The sequence below is a fragment of the Streptomyces flavofungini genome, assembly GCF_041028215.1.
Taxonomy (GTDB): Bacteria; Actinomycetota; Actinomycetes; order Streptomycetales; family Streptomycetaceae; genus Streptomyces; species Streptomyces flavofungini_B.
Window position 1 is genome coordinate 1 of the sequence record NZ_JASKYR010000917.1, and the last position, 2,288, is coordinate 2,288.

Here is a 2,288-nt window from a genome sequence, read left to right on the forward strand (position 1 = left end):
CGCCCAGGCCGCTCCCCCGGCCCCGGTCAGCGCCGCCACCGCCCGCGCCTACCTCGGTGAGCTGACGGTCAAGGCGGAAGGTTCCTCCGACGGCTACAGCCGCGACAAGTTCCCGCACTGGAGCACCCAGTCCGGCGCGTGCAACACCCGCGAGGTCGTCCTCAAGCGCGACGGCACCAACGTCCAGCAGGACTCCAGCTGCGCCGCCGTCTCCGGCACCTGGAAGTCCCCGTACGACGGGGGGAGCTGGACCGCCGCGTCCGACGTCGACATCGACCACGTCGTACCGCTCTCCGAGGCCTGGAAGTCCGGCGCCAACGGCTGGACCAACGCCCAGCGGGAAGGTTTCGCCAACGACCTGACCCGGCCCCAGCTCATCGCCGTCACGGACAACGTCAACCAGGCCAAGGGCGACAAGGACCCGGCGAAGTGGATGCCGCCGACCACGTCGTACCACTGCTACTACGTCCGTATGTGGGTGGACGTGAAGCACCACTACAAGCTCACCGTGAACACCGAGGAGAAGAGCAAGCTGGCGTCGGTCCTCAACGGCTGCTGACGCCGCCGCACGGCACCTCGGCGGGAATGGGCGGAACCGCCCCGCCCTCTTCCGTCGTTCCGTACCGTACGGGGCGACGGAAGAGGGTGATCATCTGTGGCACGGCTGCGCCTTGGACCACTGCTGAGGTATGTCGACGGCTCCACGGCGACCGTCTGGGTCGAGACCGACCGGCCCTGCGCCGCCGAGGTGCGCTGCGCGGACGGCGCGCGCGGCTCGGCGCGCACCTTCCAGGTCGCCGGACACCACTACGCGCTGATCCCGGTCATCGGCCTGACGTCGGGCACCGAGACGGCGTACGAGGTGCTGCTCACCGGAGGTTCCGAAGACGGCGCCGGGCACAATGCGGGGAACGGCGCCGGGAACGGCGGGGCGGACCAGGTCTGGCCGCCGCCCGGGTCGCCGTTCCCCGCGAGCACCATCCGCACGCCCGCCGACGACGGCGGCACCGGCTTGCGGGTGACGTTCGGCTCCTGCCGCTGGTCGGCGCCGCCCTCCGGCGAGGACGACCCCGTGGGGCCCGACGCCCTGGACACGCTCGCCGCCCGGATCGCCGCGGACCCGGCCGCCGAGCGCCCCGACGTCCTGCTGCTCCTCGGCGACCAGGTGTACGCGGACCAGACGTCCAAGGCCACCCGGCGCTGGCTGGCGGCCCGCAGGGACACCTCGGAGCCGCCGTGGCACCAGGTCGCGGACTATGAGGAGTACACCCGCCTCTACTACGAGTCGTGGCTCGACCCCGAGGTCCGCTGGCTGCTGTCCACCGTGCCGAGCTGCATGATCTTCGACGACCACGACGTCATAGACGACTGGAACACCAGCGCGGCCTGGCTCGCCGAGATGCGGGCCACGCCCTGGTGGCGCGAGCGCGTCCTGAGCGGCCTCATGTCGTACTGGGTCCACCAGCACATCGGCAATCTCCGCCCCGACGAGCTCGAACACGACGCCGTCTACGCCTCGGTGCGCGCGACGCCCGACGGCACGGACGCGCTGCGCGCCTTCGCCGCCGCCTCCGACGCGGACGCGGCGGCGGTGCGCTGGAGCTACCGCAGGGACTTCGGCCGCGTGCGGCTGCTGATGGTCGACACCCGCGCGGCCCGCGTCCTCGCCGAGGGCGAGCGGGCCATGGTCGACCCCAAGGAGGCGCGCTGGCTCCGGGAACAGGCCCTGGAGAACCCCGGCGGCTACGACCACCTCCTCATCGGGAGTTCGCTGCCGTGGCTGCTGCCCCACCTCATCCATGACGCCGAGGGGTGGAACGCCGCGCTGTGCCGGGGTGAACGCGGCGAGCGCTGGGCCCGGTTCGGCGAGAACCTGCGCAGGCGCTCGGACCTGGAGCACTGGTCGGCGTTCCCCGCGTCCTTCGAGGCGCTCACCGCGCTGATCGCGGAGGCGGGTTCGGGCCCCGACGCCCCCGCGACGGTGTGCGTACTCTCCGGCGACGTCCACCACGCCTATGTCGCCGAGCCCGCCTGGCCGCGGGGCGAAGGACCCGCGGCCCGCGTGCTCCAGCTCACCTGCTCGCCCGTGCACAACTCGATCCCGTCGGCGCTGAAGCTCGGTTTCCGCTTCGGCTGGAGCCGGGACGCAGGCGGGCATCGACTGGCGCAGGACGGGCGGACCGTGGTGCGGCAACCAGCTCATGACGCTGACGCTGCACGGCCGTTCCGCCCGCCTCCGCCTCGACCAGGCGCGGGCGGTACGGCCGTGCAGCGTCAGCGTCATGAGC

General features: G+C 72.5%; 1 protein-coding gene and 1 pseudogene. Both read left to right on the plus strand.

The window, feature by feature from the left end:
- Positions 1 to 559 (plus strand): HNH endonuclease family protein (locus AB8Z36_RS36530; RefSeq protein WP_369217691.1); only part of this gene is annotated, 559 nt, incomplete at its 5' end.
- A 96-nt stretch (positions 560 to 655) separates the two neighbouring features.
- Positions 656 to 2,288, plus strand: a pseudogene (locus tag AB8Z36_RS36535) (alkaline phosphatase D family protein); the annotation flags it as partial.